General features: G+C 64.0%; 8 protein-coding genes, 1 tRNA gene and 3 rRNA genes. 8 read left to right on the top strand and 4 right to left on the bottom strand.

Annotated elements, in window-relative coordinates; genetic code table 11:
- Positions 1-62: 62 nt before the first annotated feature.
- On the bottom strand, positions 63-932 hold the full coding sequence (locus QM714_RS06255; protein WP_415098636.1) for a calcium-binding protein: 870 nt from the start codon (positions 930-932) through the stop codon (positions 63-65).
- Between the two features lie 333 nt (positions 933-1,265).
- On the opposite strand from QM714_RS06255, the gene QM714_RS06250 reads away from it, so the two are divergent.
- Positions 1,266-2,111, top strand: a complete 846-nt coding sequence (locus QM714_RS06250) for an IS5 family transposase (RefSeq protein ID WP_415098634.1) — start codon at positions 1,266-1,268, stop codon at positions 2,109-2,111.
- A gap of 17 nt (positions 2,112-2,128) precedes the next feature.
- Here the strand turns inward: QM714_RS06250 and QM714_RS06245 are convergent, their stop codons facing one another.
- Complete coding sequence (locus QM714_RS06245; protein WP_415098632.1) at positions 2,129-3,793, bottom strand: family 43 glycosylhydrolase; 1,665 nt, start codon at positions 3,791-3,793, stop codon at positions 2,129-2,131.
- 1,165 nt (positions 3,794-4,958) lie between these two features.
- Here QM714_RS06245 and QM714_RS06240 point away from each other — a divergent pair.
- Both QM714_RS06240 and QM714_RS06235 read left to right on the top strand, forming a co-directional pair.
- Positions 4,959-5,432 carry a hypothetical protein gene (locus QM714_RS06240; protein ID WP_415098630.1) on the top strand — a complete coding sequence of 158 codons (474 nt, stop codon included), beginning with the start codon at positions 4,959-4,961 and terminating at the stop codon, positions 5,430-5,432.
- Positions 5,432-5,635 carry a helix-turn-helix transcriptional regulator gene (locus QM714_RS06235; protein ID WP_415098628.1) on the top strand — a complete coding sequence of 68 codons (204 nt, stop codon included), beginning with the start codon at positions 5,432-5,434 and terminating at the stop codon, positions 5,633-5,635. The genes QM714_RS06240 and QM714_RS06235 overlap by 1 nt, the downstream gene beginning before the upstream one ends.
- Before the next feature lie 60 nt (positions 5,636-5,695).
- On the opposite strand, the gene QM714_RS06230 is transcribed toward QM714_RS06235, so the two are convergent.
- Both QM714_RS06230 and QM714_RS06225 read right to left on the bottom strand, forming a co-directional pair.
- Positions 5,696-5,769: transfer RNA gene (locus QM714_RS06230), tRNA-Ile, on the bottom strand.
- Between the two features lie 40 nt (positions 5,770-5,809).
- Positions 5,810-6,805, bottom strand: a complete 996-nt coding sequence (locus QM714_RS06225; RefSeq protein ID WP_415098626.1) for a hypothetical protein — start codon at positions 6,803-6,805, stop codon at positions 5,810-5,812.
- A 273-nt stretch (positions 6,806-7,078) separates the two neighbouring features.
- Here QM714_RS06225 and tyrS point away from each other — a divergent pair, with 273 nt between their 5' ends.
- From tyrS to QM714_RS06200, 5 genes are all read left to right on the top strand, one after another.
- The gene (tyrS, locus tag QM714_RS06220; protein ID WP_415098624.1) at positions 7,079-8,347 is read left to right on the top strand and encodes a tyrosine--tRNA ligase; all 1,269 of its coding nucleotides are present in this window, start codon (positions 7,079-7,081) and stop codon (positions 8,345-8,347) included.
- A gap of 596 nt (positions 8,348-8,943) precedes the next feature.
- A 16S ribosomal RNA gene (locus tag QM714_RS06215) occupies positions 8,944-10,493 on the top strand.
- 510 nt (positions 10,494-11,003) lie between these two features.
- Positions 11,004-14,176 (top strand): 23S ribosomal RNA (locus QM714_RS06210).
- A 195-nt stretch (positions 14,177-14,371) separates the two neighbouring features.
- A 5S ribosomal RNA gene (gene rrf / locus QM714_RS06205) occupies positions 14,372-14,488 on the top strand.
- The 16S, 23S and 5S rRNA genes sit together here, the layout of an rRNA operon.
- A 304-nt stretch (positions 14,489-14,792) precedes the next feature.
- Positions 14,793-15,473: a hypothetical protein gene (locus QM714_RS06200; protein ID WP_415098622.1), complete on the top strand. Its 681-nt coding sequence runs from the start codon at positions 14,793-14,795 to the stop codon at positions 15,471-15,473.
- Positions 15,474-15,519: the final 46 nt, after the last annotated feature.

The following is a 15,519-nucleotide window of genomic DNA, read 5'->3' as shown; positions in this document are numbered from 1 at the left end:
CATGGCACGAGGATGCCACGCGGGGCCCGCGGGCATCGTCGTGCCCGCGGGCTCGACCCGGATCAGCCCCGGTGCGACACCCGCCCGGTGGTGAACTTGGTGTGCGTGACGGACTCACACTGTGGGCTGGAGTCGTCGTCGTCGACCCACGCATTGTCTGGACCAGTGCCACAGACCAGCCGGTCTTTGCCGCCGTCGGCCCACAAGGAGTCGGGACCCGGTCCGCCGTAGACCTTGTCGTCCCCGTCGCCGCCGTGCAAGGCGTCCTTCAACTGCTGGCCGAGGAGTCGGTCATCGCCGGGACCGCCGTCGACGACATCTCGTCCCTTGCCTCCCCGCGCCCAGTCGTCCCCAGCGCCGGTGTCGACGCGATCCCTGCCTCGGGCACCGTTGACGAAGTCGTCGCCGTCGCCGGTGTAGACGGTGTCGTTACCCCAGTCGGCCAGCACCCACATGCGGTACTTTGCCGAGAGGGTGCTCCCGTCGACGGTGTCGTTGCCCAGCCGCGTCCACACCTCGAGGAACATCGTCTCGTCGCCGCTCCACTGGTAGGGGATGCTGCACCAGGCGCTGATGCCCTTGCTGACGGAGCGCACCTCGCAGGTCTTGGGGATCTCCGGCTTGTCGTCGACCTTGCGCCACCGCTCGGTGCCGGTGTCGACATAGAGGAGGCCGCCGTCGACCTCGGTGATGGTCAGCTTGCTGTTCTGCTGGCCGGCGGTGTAGCGATACCCCCAGTCGGAGACTGTCAGCCGCGCCATGTGCTTCAGGGGGATCGGCGTTGGACCGTCACCCATCAGCTCGGTTGGCGGCAGCGAGCCGTCCTTGTGCGAGTCTGCATTGGCTGCGGGCGTCGCGATGAGGGCCAGACCGGCAGCCGTGGTGGCTGCAACAGCGGTCAGGGCAAGGGCATGTATCTGGCGTCGGAACACGTCATCCTCCGAGAGAGTGGGGAGGCCCACACAGTAGGGGTGCGCGACACGCCGCGGACGAAAATCTGAGAATTCGCCGACTTCTCCGGATCCAGTGCTCTTCTACGCTATCCTTCGCCGTCGCTACCTCGGTGTTCGCCTGGCATCTGATCGATTTGACGGTCATGCGTCGCACTTGACGGCGACATCACCCAGGAGCCCCTACTGGCGGCACCCCTGCACGGATCGAGGCTTAGAGGTTCCGCAGGTAGGCGCGTGTCGTTACCGAAGAACAGGCACGAGCCTCGGTAACAGAAGGGGTGTCTAACGCCGCCTTCCTTCCCCGAGGTGCTCGTGCCTGCCTTGCCATCCTCTGTCATCGAACCGGTCTGGGACCAGTTCGCCGCGCTGCTACCTGAACACATCGACACCCACCCTCTGGGCTGTCACAACCCACGTATCCCGGATCGGGTCATCTTCGACAAACTGATCCAGGTTCTCGTCTTGGGCGCCGCCTACGAACGCATCGCTGACTCCACATGTTCGGCGACCTCGATCCGCAACCGGCGCGATGAGTGGATCACGGCCGGGGTCTTCGCTCGGCTAGAGCAGATGTGCCTGGATGCCTACGACAAGATCGTGGGCCTTGACCTGGGCGACATCACGGTCGACGGGTGCATCGTCAAGGCACCCTGCGGCGGTGAAGCCGCAGGTAGATCCCCGGTAGATCGCGGGAAGCAGGGCACGAAACGCTCGCTCATGGTCGAGGCCCGCGGCATCCCGATCGGGTGCGTGGTCGCCGGGGCACACCGCAACGACTCCCCGCTGCTACGCCCGACTCTGGAGCGCCTGGCTCGCTTCGATGAGGGTCTGGGTGTCGGGCTACCCGAGGACATCACCGTGCATCTGGATGCCGGCTACGACTCGGGCAAGACTCGTGAACTGCTTGAGGAGTTGGGCTGCCACGGCGTCATCAGCGCCAAGGGAACCCCACTCCAAGCAGACCAACGCTGGGTCGTGGAACGGACCAACTCCTGGCACAACCGCGGCTTCAAGAAACTCACGATCTGCGCCGAACGCCGAGCCCGCGTCATCGAGGCATTCATCGCCCTGGCCAACGCCGTCATCATCACCCGCCGGCTACTCGCCGAAGCCTGGCCAACCCACCGATGGGCCCTACGACCAAAGCGACGCCCGTGACCTACCTGCGGAACCTCTTAGCCCAGGCGTTCGACCTTCAGGGACGAGAACACCGCGTGCGTGGTGCCGACGACGCGCAGGCCGACCGAGCCGCGGGTGTACGTCGCATCGCTGGCCTGCAACCGCTGGTCGGGGGCGCCTGCCAGATAGGCCGTGATCTGGTCGCCGCGTGCCTCGGCGATCACGGTCAGGGATTTCGCGCCGTCGATCGAGACGGCCCGCGAGTCCAACACCGTCCAGGTCGAGCCGTCCGAGCGGCCGAGCACGAGGCGGCCGCGGGCAACCCATCCCACGAAGTAGCCACGATGCGCGTCGACCCCCACGGCCGGCGCGCTGGTGCGCAGCAACACGCCGGCCGCCTGCCGACCCTCGACCATGCGGAGGTCGGTGCTGACGCGCAGATCGGTGAAGTCGCCGTCGCGAAGGACGACCTTCTCCGCACTGCGAAACACGTTGACGGGATGTGCCGGAGGACGGCCCAGGTGCAGCCCGTCCCCGGCCCACTCGACGTACTGCTGGTGGCCGAAGTAGTCGAACTCCCCGCGCAGATCCCTCCGCAGGTCCCAGCTCTGCCCGTCCCGACGTGGCTTGATCGGTGTGCCACCGGGCAGCGCCAGCGGGGTGCCCGCCGCGACGGGTTCGCCGAATGTGGGCAAACCGTCGGGAGTCCAGTCCATGGGCTGCACGTGCGTGACCCGCTTGAAGTTGCGACGCCGGTTGATCTTGGCGTGGAAGGCCAGCCACCACTGGGACCCGTCGGGCGTGGTCACTGCGCTCCCATGGCCGACACCGAAGGTGCTCTCCGTCGAGGTGAACACCGGCTCGGGATGCTTGTGCCAGCAGGCGGGGTCGAGCGGGTCCTCGCCGATCAGCTCCAGCAGTGCGAGCTTGTACGACGGCAGCAGGGCGCTGCCGCAGGAGAAGAGGAGGAAGGTCCGGCCGTCCCGCATCAGCACCTGCGGCGCCTCGTTGATCGCCTCGTCGGAGTCGTCCGCGATCCGCTCCCAGGGATAGTCGAACGGGGAGGTGAGTTGGACCCGCGGTCCGCCGAGAGCGGTCGGCGTGGCGAGGGGCGCGATATAGAGGTGCTGCACGGGGGTCTGCTCGTCGGGCCAGCCCGACCACACGGCGTAGCGCTGCCCGCCCAGTTCGAGGACAGTCATGTCGATCGCCCACTGAGCTGGTCCGTCGGCGTCGCCCGTCGCGAGTGGACCATGCAGGGTGTAGCAGCCCTGCGGATCGTCGGAGTCGGCGACGAGGACATAGGCCCGGTGCTCGCGGTTGTGCCCGTCCGACGCCGCAAGGTAGATGTGCCAGCGGTCGTCGAGGTGGTGCAGCTCGGGCGCCCAGACCTCACGCGAGTGCGGCCCGGTCTCGGGCGCGCGCCACACCACCCGCCGCTCGCCTCGGCTGGTGAGCCGCGTCGATCGGCTGACCGCGACCCCTCGGTCCCCCTCGCTCTGGCACCACAGGTAGGTCTCGCCGCTCCGCACGACGAACGGATCGGCACCCTCGGCGATCGGGTTGACGAACCAGTCGAGACCCAGGGCCCCCGCTGCGGGGTCCGACAGGGTCGCCGGCGGCGGAGTCTCCGCGGTGTCGTCCCTCCGCAGTCCCACCGCCCGCAGCGCACGGCCGACCCGGCTGCGGGCGCTGGCCAGCGCGTCGGAGCGGGTGGGCACGGAGCCACCCTCTCATCCGTGGAGGACCACGGTGTGATCACCGCCTCGTGGTGCCACCGAGGTCGAGACGTCTGGCCAACCAGAACGCCGTCTCTCGACGGCAGCCCCTAGCGGTGGGACCCATTCTTGGCACAGGTTCTGGAGCCAAGACCGCGGGGGACGGCACGATCGTCGGCGCCGTACCCGTGACACGCCAGGTGCGTGATCGTCACTGCCGGTGTGACGGGGGTGCCGAGCCTGCTTTCCCAGCTCGTCCTCGCCGAACTCATCGAGACCGGTGTGCTGGAACGCCAGCTGCGCTCACCACGGCTCCGCCACCGGGAACGCCGTGACGCTGCTGCCGTCCGAGCCATCACGACACACATGTCAGGCTGGTTCGGCAGATTGACCAACAAGGCCCCGGTGCCTGGGGTCGCGGTCACCGCGATCGCGGTCAGCCAAAGCTTCCCAAGTCGCGGTCCCAGCATTCGAAGAACTTGGCCTGACTAGAAGTGCCATGACACACCATCTTGGTAGAGCCGAGATTTGCGGGTGGCGCATCCGGTGACGATCCAGGCGAAGCCTTAAGCGGGACCTCTAGGTGGCTGCCGCCGAGTTCGGCGACGATTCGCGGCAGCGACGGAACGGGCGCCGCCGCCACCTGACTCGTGCCACTTGATCGAGATTCGGCGTTCCCGCCGGTGTCTGTGCAGGTCACGGGGTTGCGTCGTCGCTCATTGACACACCCCGCCCCTCGGCAGCGCCTGCTCATGGCGTTCGTGAGGAAGACCCCGGGCAGCTCCGGCAGCATCAAGATCCCGAGCTCGCGGAGCCCCGCGACGGACGAGACATCGCCCCTGAGCATGTCGGTACCGGGCAACAAGGCCGGGTCATCGTCCCGCCAGCCCCCAGATCACCATCCGCGGCCCCGGGTACGACTCAATCGCGTCGACCTGATCCCGCCGGACGGGGCCGATCATCCTGACCGCGCCGCAGATTAGCGCTCACTGACACACCCCGGTGGCACGAGTCGGGTCTAGGTGGCTGCCGCCGAGTTCGGCGACGATTCGCGGCAGCGACGGAACGGGCGCCGCCGCCACGCGAAGCGCGTAAAGCACGCTTGACGTACAGCGACCTTTACTGTCATGCTTGCTTTACATCACAGATCAGCCCCAAGGAGCACACCGTGAGCAGTTCCACCAACCCCCGACTCCGCACCCGATGGGGCCGCTCCCGCTTCGGCGGCGGTGGCGGTCTCCTCGTCGGCACGTCCATCGCCCTCGGCCTGTTGCTCTCGGCCGGCATCGGCTGGGCGTCCACCGTCGTGGAACCCGACCCCGCCAGAACCTGGGCGTTGTTCCTCGTCGCCGCCGCGGCCACCTTGCCGATCTCCGTCATGCTGGTGTGGGTGCTGCTGGTGGATCGGTCGACGATCTCAGGTGCCACCGACGACCCGGAATCCTCGATCGAAAGCCACTGGTACGACCGCGCGGCCGTGGGCGCGTTCACCGACCTCCTGGTCGCCCTCGGCGTGGGCACCGCGGTCTTCAGCTTCGTCAGGATCGACCTGGCACCCAGCATCATTCTGATCGCCCTCTTCCTGATCGCCGGCGCTAGCTTCGGCCTGCGGTACTGGTGGCTCTCCCGAAGGGAGGGCTGATGCGCAACTCGCTGGCTGAGCAGCGCGCCCGGCGCGGTTGGTCCCAACAGCACCTCGCCGACCAACTGAGGGTCTCCCGACAGACCGTCATCTCCTTGGAGAAGGGCCGCTACGACCCCTCGCTACCGCTGGCCTTCCGGATCGCGGCCACGTTCGAATGCACGATCGAGGATCTCTTCTTCCCCGACGGCGCGACAGGCTGACCCTCCGCCACCATTGGGGAAGGGACCTCTGGGAACACGTTCTGAACGACGAACATCGGGTGGGGCGGGTGGGGCTCGAACCCACGACCCAAGGATTATGAGTCCTCTGCTCTAACCGACTGAGCTACCGCCCCCACGGAGCGCGAGTGCTCCGACGTGGAGGCTACCGGGAGGTCAGGTGGCAGGGATCGACAGGCGTCCCTCGGGGACCAGCGCGCTGGGCGCAGCGCAGCGACCGTTCAAACGGCAGCGCACCACCCGCTCACGGCTGGCAGCGCCGTTGGCGCCGATCAGCACGAAAGCACGCGGTGTGCCCCAGACCGGCGTGGGGTATGCCATCCAGCGCACCTGGAAGGTGTGCCGAACCAGCCCCGTGGCGACCGCTCTGACGACGAGGTCCGGCCCGCGCGACTGGGTGCGGGCGAGCACGTTGGTCCCGTCCGGGGAAACCCTGGGGTCGACCATGGCAGCGGTCCAGGAGGGCGTCGCAGGCATAGAGAGGGAAGTCGGGCCGGACTCTCCGGTGCCGGGATCGGTGACGAAGAGGAGATCGTGGCCCAGGTCAGCCCCCGCGGCGTTGACGCCAAGATCGGTCACCGTCCCGTCGGGTCCGTCCTCGTAGTCCCAGATGACGGTGTCGGTCGTCCCGATCACGGCCTGCGACCCGGATAGGTCCAGCACCTTGCCGTCGCTGTCGAAGAGCCGACTCGCCAGTCGGTGCCCGGTCAGGTCGAAGATGCCGACGAACTGCCCGTCCTCGCCGTCGGTGTAGGCCCGGGCGGCATAGTGCTGGCCGTCCTCCGCGAGACGGAACCCGACCACGTCGCCTTCGGACACCGAGTGGGTCGACAGCAGGGTGCGCTTGCCCCGGGATACCAGCCATACCGTCCAGGTGTCTCCCGAGAAGCCCTTGACCAACCATCCGCGCGGAGTGCGACCGATCAGGCGCAGTGAGTGCTGCAAGGCGGCGCTCTTGCCCCAGGGCAGCCTCGTGGCGCCGCCATCTGCCTTGTGCAACACGCGCCCGGCAAGCCAGGGCACGTCGGGGGCGCGGTGTCGCATCGGGAGCGAGCGCACCTTCACCACCGTGGAGTCGGGCGCCGCCGCGACCCCGAGTGCGGGTGCGGCGAAGACGCCGACTATGACTGTGCTCGCGACGCTCGCGGCCAAGATAGGTCGTCCACGACGACAGAACCGATAGAGCCGACAGCGCAGCATTGGTCGTACCCCCTTCGTGGTGCCGGAGGCGCAAGGCGTCTGCGGCACACCTGACGCTGGCTACTCCGAGAACGCTAGCGCACCGTAGCCCCGGAATGAGACAAGCAATCGGGGGAGGAGCGGGCGGACCGGTCCGATGCGGCAGACTGAGCGCGACCCCTACCCGGCGGCAACCGGTCCTCGTGATTGCTTCGCGGTCGCCTGTCCCCTTCGAAGGAGTTCGACGTGTTCAGCCCGAACGTTCTCGACGACCTCGTGTGGCGCGGCCTCGTCGCCCACTCGACCGACCTCGACGATCTCCGTCAGGCACTCGCGAGCGGCAGCATTCGGTACTACGTGGGCTTCGACCCCACCGCGCCGAGCCTGCACATGGGCAACCTGGTCCAATTGGTGACGGCCCGGCGCCTGCAGAAGGCCGGGCACACGCCGTACATCCTGGTTGGCGGAGCGACCGGCATGATCGGTGACCCGAAGGACTCCGGCGAGCGGACCCTGAACTCCGCAGACACGGTCGCGGAGTGGACCGAGCGCGTGCGCAGCCAGGTGAGCGGCTTCGTCTCCTTCGAAGGGGAGAACGCCGCCACCGTGGTGAACAACCACGACTGGACGGCCGACATGTCGGTGATCGACTTCCTGCGCGACATCGGTAAGCACTTCCCGATCAACAGGATGCTGGCTCGCGACACCGTGCGCCGGAGGCTGGAGTCGGGCATCAGTTACACCGAGTTCAGCTACGTGCTGCTGCAGTCGATGGACTTCTTGACCTTGAACAGGCTGTACGGCGTCACGCTGCAGCACGGTGGCTCCGACCAGTGGGGCAACATCACCGCCGGTGCGGAACTGATCCGGCGGGTGACGGGCGGACAGGCCCATGCCTTCGCCACGCCGCTGATCACCAAGGCCGACGGGACGAAGTACGGCAAGACCGAGGGCGGGGCACTGTGGCTCGACCCCGAGATGATGACGCCCTACGCCTTCTACCAGTTCTGGCTCAACGTCGAGGACGAGAAGGTCGGCGAACTGCTCCGCATCTTCACCGAGTTGTCACACGAGGAGATCGAGGCGCTCGACACACAAACCGTTGAGAAGCCGTTCCTGCGGGCGGGCCAGAAGGCCCTGGCAGCCGAGGTCACCACGCTGGTGCACGGCGCCGAGGAGACCGAGCGGATCAAGGCCGCCTCGGCTGCCCTTTTCGGGGGCGGTGATCTGCACGACCTCCCGTTGGCAACCCTCGATGCCGCGCTCGTCGAGGCGGGGGGAGGCCGCCTCGACGGAGGTGTTGCGTTGCCGACGATCGTGGATCTCTTGGTCGACGCTGGTCTCGCCAACAGCCGCGGGGACGCGCGACGCACGGTCAACGAGGGGGGCGCCTACCTGAACAATCAGCGGGTCACCGACCCGGAGCTGGTGCCAGGTGCCGACGACCTGCTGGCGGGTGCCTGGCTGGTGCTACGTCGAGGCAAGAAGCGGTTCGCCGGCATCCGCGTCGGGTGATCTCAGGTCGCTGTTGCCTTGTCCAGGGCGCTGACCTGCGCAAACGGGCGAGGTGTACGGCGGTCAGGGTCGCGCGGAGACGACTGTGCGCCGACTCACAGCGTCGTGATTTGACCCCTCTCCCAGCACTCGCCTAATCTTGTTCCTGTCGCGCCGGGTGCGGCGGGGAGCAAGTCCTTCCGGACGGGCTCTCGGCCCCGAACCGACACTCTCCTTCCTCACCAAACCCGGTGACTTCCGGTGCGCCCCTAGGCGACCCGGATCGGCTGGGTCCACGGTGCGCGGAAGGGACCGGGATCGGTTCGCCGTCGATTTGATGGCGAGGATCGAGCCCGGTAGCATTGACCAGCCCCAACACGCCAGTCCCGCAAGGGATTTGCGATGGTGCGTGTCTGATTTTTGAGAACTCAACAGTGTGTGATAGTCGATGAATTGATTTGTTTACTCGTTGATCCTTGGGCTCTGTTTTTTGGGGTGTTTTTGGGTTGATGTTTTTGATGATTCTGTGACAGGCTAGCTTGTCTGTTGCCAGATCGGTTTTCTGTTTAGTGCTGAATGCTCTGGGGTCCTGTTTGGGGTTTTGGGGTTTTTGGTTTTCGATGGAGAGTTTGATCCTGGCTCAGGACGAACGCTGGCGGCGTGCTTAACACATGCAAGTCGTGCGGAAAGGCCTCTTTTGGGGTGCTCGAGCGGCGAACGGGTGAGTAACACGTGAGTAATCTGCCCTGCACTTTCGGATAACTGTCGGAAACGGTGGCTAATACGGGATAGGACTACATGGCGCATGTTGTGTGGTGGAAAGCCTCTTCGGGGGTGGTGTGGGATGTGCTCGCGGCCTATCAGCTTGATGGTGGGGTAGTGGCCTACCATGGCTTTGACGGGTAGCCGGCCTGAGAGGGTGTCCGGCCACACTGGGACTGAGACACGGCCCAGACTCCTGCGGGAGGCAGCAGTGGGGAATATTGGACAATGGGCGGAAGCCTGATCCAGCAACGCCGCGTGGGGGATGACGGCCTTCGGGTTGTAAACCTCTTTCACCTATGACGAAGTTCTCACTTTTTGGTGGGGGTGACGGTAGTGGGAGAAGAAGCACCGGCCAACTACGTGCCAGCAGCCGCGGTAATACGTAGGGTGCGAGCGTTGTCCGGAATTATTGGGCGTAAAGGGCTCGTAGGCGGTTTGTCGCGTCGGGAGTGAAATCCGCCAGCTTAACTGGTGGCTTGCTTTCGATACGGGCAGACTAGAGGGATGCAGGGGAGAACGGAATTCCTGGTGTAGCGGTGAAATGCGCAGATATCAGGAGGAACACCGGTGGCGAAGGCGGTTCTCTGGGCATGTCCTGACGCTGAGGAGCGAAAGTGTGGGGAGCGAACAGGATTAGATACCCTGGTAGTCCACACCGTAAACGTTGGGCGCTAGGTGTGGGATCCATTCCACGGGTTCCGTGCCGTAGCTAACGCATTAAGCGCCCCGCCTGGGGAGTACGGCCGCAAGGCTAAAACTCAAAGGAATTGACGGGGGCCCGCACAAGCGGCGGAGCATGCGGATTAATTCGATGCAACGCGAAGAACCTTACCTGGGTTTGACATAGGAAGAAATCCATCAGAGATGGTGGGTCCGTAAGGGTTTCCTACAGGTGGTGCATGGCTGTCGTCAGCTCGTGTCGTGAGATGTTGGGTTAAGTCCCGCAACGAGCGCAACCCTTGTCTTATGTTGCCAGCACGCCCTTCGGGGTGGTGGGGACTCATGAGAGACTGCCGGGGTCAACTCGGAGGAAGGTGGGGATGACGTCAAGTCATCATGCCCCTTATGTCCAGGGCTTCACGCATGCTACAATGGCCGGTACAGACCGTTGCGATCCCGTGAGGGGGAGCGAATCGGAAAAAGCCGGTCTCAGTTCGGATTGGGGTCTGCAACTCGACCCCATGAAGTCGGAGTCGCTAGTAATCGCAGATCAGCAACGCTGCGGTGAATACGTTCCCGGGCCTTGTACACACCGCCCGTCACGTCACGAAAGTCGGCAACACCCGAAGCCCATGGCCCAACCCCACTTGTGGGGAGGGAGTGGTCGAAGGTGGGGCTGGCGATTGGGACGAAGTCGTAACAAGGTAGCCGTACCGGAAGGTGCGGCTGGATCACCTCCTTTCTAAGGAGCACCACCCCCTACAGTGTCTGCTGCCGACCACGGCAGCAGACCACTACTGGGTGGAACTCATAGTGGAATCATCGACAACCCCGCCCGACCCCCCTGGGGCCGGCCCGGGGTTCCCCGTGTTCCCCACCCGAATCAGTGGGGGGACACGCCCCTCCCGGTGGCCCGTCTGGGCTGGTGTGGTGGGGGTGTGGGGTGTCGCATGCTGTTGGGGTTCTGAGGAATCAGCCCGTGTGCTGCCAGTGATGGTGGTGGGGGTTGGTTGCTTGGAGGGCCCCGTCCCCTTCTGGCCAGGTTTCTGGTTGGCCAGGTTTCTGGTTGGCCGGTTTGTTCTGGTTGTGGGGGTGTGGGTGGGTTGTTTGGTTTTTGTATAGTGGATGCGAGTGTCTTTGTAGTGTATGTTTTGTGGTTCTTTGCAGTGTTTGTCTGAGTGTAGTTTGCAATGGCACTTTGTTGGGTGTTGTTTTTTGATGCTCTGCATGGTGTGTGTTGTGTTGGTTTGTTTGGCAAGCTGTGAAGGGCGCATGGTGGATGCCTTGGCATCAAGAGCCGATGAAGGACGTAGGAGCCTGCGATAAGCCCTGGGGAGTTGGCAACCGAGCTGTGATCCGGGGGTGTCCGAATGGGGTAACCTGGCTGGAGTCATGTCCAGTCGCCTGCACCTGAATGAAATAGGGTGTTGGGAGGGAACGCCGGGAAGTGAAACATCTCAGTACCGGTAGGAAGAGAAAACAATAGTGATTCCGTGAGTAGTGGCGAGCGAAAGTGGATGAGGCTAAACCCGTGGCATGTTCAAGCTGGCAGGTGTTGTGTTGCGGGGGTTGTGGGACGCGATGGGCCCGGGCTGCCATACTGGGTGCGTAGTGAGAAACCATTGGGTGAAGACGAGGCCGTTGGAAAGCGGTGCCGTAGAGGGTGATAGTCCCGTAGTTGTAAGCCTGTGGCTGCGTTGTCGTGTTCCCGAGTAGCACGGAACTCGTGGAATTCTGTGTGAATCTGGCGGGACCACCCGTCAAGCCTAAATACTTCTTGATGACCGATAGCGGACGAGTACCGTGAGGGAAAGGTGAAAAGTACCCCTGGCGGGGAGTGAAATAGTACCTGAAACCATGTGCCTACAATCCGTCAGAGCCTCATCCTTTTGGGTGGGGTGATGGCGTGCCTTTTGAAGAATGAGCCTGCGAGTTTGTGTTGTGTTGCGAGGTTAACCCGTGGGGGGTAGCCGTAGCGAAAGCGAGTCCGAACAGGGCGTAGCCGCATCTTTTTGGGTGTGGTGTAGTAGCGCGATCAAGACCCGAAGCGGAGTGATCTAGCCATGGGCAGGTTGAAGCGTCGGTAAGACGTCGTGGAGGACCGAACCCACTTCAGTTGAAAATGGAGGGGATGACCTGTGGTTAGGGGTGAAAGGCCAATCAAACTCCGTGATAGCTGGTTCTCCCCGAAATGCATTTAGGTGCAGCGTTGCGTGTTTCTTGTTCCAGGTAGAGCACTGGATAGCCGATGGGCCCGACCAGGTTACTGACGTTAGCCAAACTCCGAATGGGAGCAAGCCATAGCGTGGCAGTGAGACTGCGGGGGATAAGCTCCGTAGTCGAGAGGGAAACAGCCCAGACCATCAGCTAAGGCCCCTAAGCGGCGGCTAAGTGGAAAAGGATGTGGAGTCGCAGTGACAACCAGGAGGTTGGCTTGGAAGCAGCCATCCTTGAAAGAGTGCGTAATAGCTCACTGGTCAAGTGATTCCGCGCCGACAATGTAGCGGGGCTCAAGTCGTCCGCCGAAGCTATGGCACCCATGCGTTTGTCCTAGCCTGTCTCTCTTTGTGGGGGTGGGTTCAGGTGTGTGGGTGGGTAGGGGAGCGTCGTGTCGCCGGTGAAGCGTCGGAGTGATCTAGGCGTGGAGGCGACACGAGTGAGAATGCAGGCATGAGTAGCGAATCGCGTGTGAGAAACACGCGCGCCGAATGATCAAGGGTTCCAGGGTCAAGCTCATCTGCCCTGGGTAAGTCGGGACCTAAGGCGAGGCCGACAGGCGTAGTCGATGGACAACCAGTTGATATTCTGGTACCGGCAAGGTAGCGACCCTGACGAGGTCCGTGATGCTAACCACCCAAAGCCACCCACGACCATCGCCTTCGGGTGCTGGCGGGGTGGGGCTGCGTGGGACCCGACCGGGTAGTAGTCAAGCGATGGGGTGACACAGGAAGGTAGCCCAGCCGCGGCGATGGTTGTCCGCGGGTAAGGATGTAGCACGCAGCCCAGGCAAATCCGGGTTGTACCCGCCACTGGCGGGGGTGTGAGATCTGATGCCGAGCCAGATAGTGGTGAAGTGGGTGATCCTATGCTGTCGAGAAAAACCTCTAGCGAGCTATGCGCCGCCCGTACCCCAAACCGACTCAGGTGATCAGGTAGAGAATACCAAGGCGATCGAGCGAACCATGGTTAAGGAACTCGGCAAAATGCCCCCGTAACTTCGGGAGAAGGGGGACCCGACCCGTCAACACCCTTTGCGGTGGGTAGCGGTGAGGGTCGCAGAGACCAGGCCCAAGCGACTGTTTACTAAAAACACAGGTCCGTGCGAAGTCGTAAGACGATGTATACGGACTGACTCCTGCCCGGTGCTGGAAGGTTAAGAGGACCCGTCAACACCCTACGGGTGTGAAGCGGAGAATTTAAGCCCCAGTAAACGGCGGTGGTAACTATAACCATCCTAAGGTAGCGAAATTCCTTGTCGGGTAAGTTCCGACCTGCACGAATGGAGTAACGACTTGGGCGCTGTCTCAACCATGGGCTCGGCGAAATTGCACTACGAGTAAAGATGCTCGTTACGCGCGGCAGGACGGAAAGACCCCGGGACCTTTACTATAGTTTGGTATTGGTGTTTGGTACGGTTTGTGTAGGATAGGTGGGAGACTGTGAAGCGGCCACGCCAGTGGTGGTGGAGTCAACGTTGAAATACCACTCTGGCCGTACTAGATGTCTAACCTCGGACCGTGATCCGGTTCAGGGACAGTGCCTGATGGGTAGTTTAACTGGGGCGGTTGCCTCCTAAAATGTAACGGAGGCGCTCAAAGGTTCCCTCAGCCTGGTTGGCAATCAGGTGGCGAGTGTAAGTGCACAAGGGAGCTTGACTGTGAGACAGACACGTCGAGCAGGGACGAAAGTCGGAACTAGTGATCTGGCCACGGCATGTGGAAGCGTGGTCACTCAACGGATAAAAGGTACCCCGGGGATAACAGGCTGATCTTCCCCAAGAGTCCATATCGACGGGATGGTTTGGCACCTCGATGTCGGCTCGTCGCATCCTGGGGCTGGAGCAGGTCCCAAGGGTTGGGCTGTTCGCCCATTAAAGCGGCACGCGAGCTGGGTTTAGAACGTCGTGAGACAGTTCGGTCCCTATCCGCCGCGCGCGCAGGAAACTTGAGAAAAGCTGTCCCTAGTACGAGAGGACCGGGATGGACGAACCTCTGGTATGCCAGTTGTCCCGCCAGGGGCACCGCTGGTTAGCTACGTCCGGACGTGATAACCGCTGAACGCATCTAAGCGGGAAGCACATTTCAAGACAAGGTTTCCCACACCATATGGTGGTAAGGCCCCCCACAGACCATGGGGTCGATAGGCCGGAGGTCTACAGCAGCAATGCCCAGCCGACCGGTACTAATAGGCCGAGGGCTTGCCACACACACCACCACACCACACACCCCACCAGACAACACAGTCCAAGGGGACCACAGCGCACAACTACTGGTGCTCGCATCCACTACACAAAAACCAAAACCCCACCCAAACAACCCCACCCAAACAACAGGGGCCCCGGTATAACAACAAAACCACCCCAACAGCCAACAACCGGCACAAAAAGGGGTGGCATAGAGTTACGGCGGCCACAGCGACAGGGAAACACCCGGACCCATCCCGAACCCGGAAGTTAAGCCTGCCAGCGCCAATGGTACTGCAACCACACGGCTGTGGGAGAGTAGGACGCCGCCGAACAAACACCCGTAGAGGGCCACCACGGTGGCCCTCTACACCATTTACCACCCAAACCGGCCGAGGAGGGCACGTGGCGGAGCAGAGCCGTGGGAAGCGCCCGTCGAGTGGCGGGCGGAAGTCAGGTCCGTCCCGCAGCGGCGGCTCCGACCGCGCTCCGGACCGAGGTCGGCAGGACAAGGGCCGCCAGGGAGGCGGGAACCGCTCGAGCGGCGGTAAGGGCCGGCCACAGGACGCGCGCCGGTCGGAGGATCGCCGCAGCGGCCAGTCGAGCCGGCGCGAGCCGGTCCGCAAGGAGGTCCGCGGCGTGTCCGCGGCGACCTACGACGGGCCGCCGATCCCCGACGACATCACCGGCGGAGAGCTGGACCGGCAGGTTGCCGCACAGCTCAAGGGCCTGCCGGAGAAGCTCGCCGCGCGAGTCGCTCGGCACCTGGTGGCCGCCGGTCGGCTGATCGACGAGGACCCGGAGACGGCCTATCAGCACACTCTGGCCGCGCGGGCTCGAGCCGCTCGGCTGGCGGTGGTGCGCGAGGCCGCCGGCGAGGCGGCGTACGCCGCGGGTCACTACGCGGAGGCGCTCACCGAGCTACGCGCGGCCAAGCGGATCAACGGCGCAACCGCCTATCTGCCGATCATGGCGGACTGTCTGCGCGCGGTGGGCAAGCCGCAGGAGGCACTCCGACTGTCACGGAGCCCCTCGGTGGCCAACTTCCACCCGGCTGCGAAGGCGGAGATGACGCTGGTCGCCGCTGGCGCGCGCAGGGACATGGGGGACCTGGACGCCGCGCTGCGCACCTTGGAGGCCGCACCCTTGATGTCGCGCAGTCGAGAGCCGTGGGTGGCCCGGCTTCGCTACGCCTACGCCGACACGTTGCTCGCGGCCGGTCGGGAGCAGGAGGCACTGACCTGGTTCCACCGGACCCATGCGATCGACAGTGACGAGGTCACCGACGCCGCACAGCGGGCCGAGGAGCTCGAGCGCTGACCTCACGCGGGACGAGCCCGTCGAGACCAGGCCATGATCTCGACGG

Origin of the sequence: Nocardioides sp., from assembly GCF_047602075.1 — a bacterium.
GTDB lineage: Bacteria > Actinomycetota > Actinomycetes > Propionibacteriales > Nocardioidaceae > Nocardioides.
The sequence above is the reverse complement of the archived record's forward strand: the minus strand, read 5'-3'. Positions and strand labels throughout refer to the sequence as shown.

Bases quoted from the DNA above. Each gene is read 5' to 3' on its own strand.
- QM714_RS06235 (WP_415098628.1), top strand. From the start codon at position 5,432: ATGCGCAACTCGCTGGCTGAGCAGCGCGCCCGGCGCGGTTGGTCCCAA.